The sequence below is a fragment of the Moorena sp. SIO2C4 genome, from assembly GCF_010672485.1.
In the GTDB taxonomy this organism is placed as follows: Bacteria; Cyanobacteriota; Cyanobacteriia; order Cyanobacteriales; family Coleofasciculaceae; genus Moorena; species Moorena producens.
On the sequence record NZ_JAAHGN010000990.1, the window covers coordinates 1 to 2,842 of the forward strand.

The window sequence follows — 2,842 nt, forward strand, 5'->3', positions numbered from 1 at the left end:
TGGAGTAACTCCTTAACGTTGACCAGTTACAATATAAGAGACTCGTTGACCAATATTGGTAGCATGGTCAGCCATTCGTTCTAAATGGCGAATCACTAGTCCTAGTAAAAGAATTGGTTCAACAACACCCTTGATATCCCGCTGACTGGCCAAGGTTTGATACAGTTGGTCATAGGCATCGTCTACTGTATCGTCCAGCTTTTTGACCGTTTGCCCAGCAATGGCATCTAAATCCGCTAGGGCTTTTAAACTTGTTGCCAGCATAGCTTGGGCATGATGAGACATAAGTTCCACCTCTGGCATACAGGGATGGGGTGGATAAGGAAACAGCTTTATTGATAGTTCTCCCAGGTCTTCAGCATAATCACCAATGCGCTCTAAGTCTCGTACTAGTTGCATAAAGGCACTCAGAAGCCGTAAATCTTGGGCAACGGGAGATTGCAGAGCCATTAACGTGACACATTCCATCTCAATTTGGTGATAGTAGCCATCAATGCGCTTATCAAGAGAGGCAAGATGTTGGGCAGTCTCGAGATTGCGCTCAAACAGGGCTTGATGACTTAGTCTAAAAGATTGCTCTACCAGAGCCCCCATACGCAAAACATCTTGTGCCAAACGCTTCAGGGAGCGCTGGAAGTGTGAACGCTCAGACATGTTGCTGACAGAACTATTAGCAGAAGATAAACTCACCAGGAAATAGGGGTTGCTAAGGGAAGGCTGGAAGCCCCTGTGATTTATATATATTTATGCATGGGGAAGAAAGCTTTGCCGTAACATAAATAACTGCCCAACAGCACATCAAGATTAGATGCGATCGCTCCCATCCTTCCGGTAAACAAATTAGCAGGCAGTATTTCGATGAAGGGTTTAGGGTTTAGGGCTTGGGTTCATGCTGTTAACTGGTTACAGGTTAACTGGTTACAGGTTAGCTGGTTACAGGTTAGCTGGTTAGCCAGTTACAGGTTAGCCAGTTACAGGTTAGCTGGTTACAGGTTAGCTGGTTACAGGTTAGCTGGTTACAGGTTAGCTGGTTGAAAGTTAGCTGGTTACAGGTTAGCTGGTTACAGGTTAGCTGGTTACAGGTTAGCTGGTTACAGGTTAGCTGGTTACAGGTTAGCTGGTTACAGGTTACAGGTTATTAAACCTTCAACCTACCCTACAGGAACCCCAAGGGCGAACACCCTTCAACCTTCAACCTTCAACCTTTAACATTTAACCTTCAACCTTCAACCTTCAACCTTCAACCTTCAACCTTCAACCTTCAACCTACCAGCACATTGGCGAAAAGGGTTCATGACAGGCAGCTGATGATTGGGCGAGCAGGATATGGTAGTATAACACTTAGTAATAGCAAATTTAATCAACCTTTGGTGGTATCTGGAAGTGCAATTTCTATACAGGCACCACCTGTTTCCCAGTGATTGGTGGCTAGGATAGAGCCACCGTGAGCCTCAATAATTTGCTGCACAATGGATAGTCCTAGACCACTGCCACCACGCACAGGTAATGGCTCTCCATTACTATAATTACTCTGGTCTCTGGCTCTTGAGTGATCTCCCCGGTAAAGTCGCTCAAAGACACGGGGTAAATCTGACTCGGCAAAACCATCTCCTGCGTCGATCACCTTAATTTGAATCCAAGTATCGCATTCCAACGCCTTGTGGGAAGATATAGCATTAACCTCAACTCTAATAGCAGCCTGAGGTGGGCTGTGTTTAATACTGTTGTCAAATAAATTTAGAAACACCTGAGTCAGGCGAGAGGGATCAGCTTCCAGATACAATTGATTGGGTCCATGATAGGCAAGGGTTAAGTTCTTCTGTTGGGCTAGGAGTTCTAGGGTTTGCCAGACCCTAAAAATTAAACTCTTTAGTTCTATGGATTGACAGTTAAGATGTAGGGTGGGGTCTTGCTTGAGTTTACTAATTTCCAGCCAATCTTCCACAAGCTGAATCAGCCGTTTGACTTCTGCGAGCATTTTCTCCACCCAGCGGCTTTCCTGAGCCTCCAGACGACTCTGTAACGTTTCCGCCACTAAACTAATGGAGGTTAACGGGGTTCTGAGTTCGTGGGCTAAATCCCCAAACCACTGGTTGCGAGACTCAGCCAGTTCTACCAAAGGTTGTTGATTTTCGAGAAACACACCAACTTGTTTCTGGGGTAAGGGCCAACTGGAAGCTCTTAGATAAAGCGATCGCATTTCACCCATGGCCTCCCCCTTTAAGCAACTGGGGTGAAATACCCATTCACAGATCCCAGGTTGCTGCTGCTGACGGGTAGTTTGAATCAGCTGATCTAATTCGTAGGAACGCACCCACTCCAGGAATAACCGGATTTCTCCTGATTCCCAGTCATGAATATGTAATAACTGACGTGCTTGCTGGTTGCACCAGAGTAACTGGTTTTCTTCATCCACCAGAAAATAACCTAAGGGGGCTACCTGAAGTAATTCTTGCCAGGTTTGCAGTTCCTGCTCCATCACTTCTCGTTGGTGATTGGCTCTTGCGATCGCTTGCCGCAAACGAGAAACTGCTGACAATGAGTTGCTGGTAGCATCCACCTGTAGTGTTCCCAACATTTGCTGTAGCCGTTGTTTGAGTTGGCGCTGCTGCCACAGCCACAGCCCAATTCCCAAAGCCAGACCTAGTAAAAATGCTAGGAGGGTCATAATAAAAAAAAATATGAAGTAAGCATTCAGCTCTCAGCATTCAGCTCTCAGCTCTCAGCTCTCAGCTCTCAGCTCTCAGCTCTCAGCTCTCAGCTCTCAGCTCTCAGCTCTCAGCTCTCAGCTCTCAGCTCTCAGCTCTCAGCTCTCAGCTCTCAGCTCTCAGCTCTCAGCTCT

At 46.4% G+C, this 2,842-nt stretch carries 2 protein-coding genes; both read right to left on the bottom strand.

All coding sequences use genetic code 11. The features are described 5' to 3' along the window. Positions 1-12: 12 nt before the first annotated feature. Complete coding sequence (gene phoU, locus F6K20_RS32535) at positions 13-654, bottom strand: phosphate signaling complex protein PhoU (RefSeq protein ID WP_287297528.1); 642 nt, start codon at positions 652-654, stop codon at positions 13-15. A gap of 706 nt (positions 655-1,360) precedes the next feature. After that, entirely contained in the window at positions 1,361-2,668 is a 1,308-nt protein-coding gene (locus tag F6K20_RS32540; protein WP_287255524.1) for a sensor histidine kinase, read from the bottom strand. Between the last annotated feature and the right edge of the window lie 174 nt (positions 2,669-2,842).

Excerpts from the sequence above, each read along its gene's own strand:
- phoU (WP_287297528.1), bottom strand. The coding sequence starts at position 654 with ATGTCTGAGCGTTCACACTTCCAGCGCTCCCTGAAGCGTTTGGCACAA.
- F6K20_RS32540 (WP_287255524.1), bottom strand. The coding sequence starts at position 2,668 with ATGACCCTCCTAGCATTTTTACTAGGTCTGGCTTTGGGAATTGGGCTG.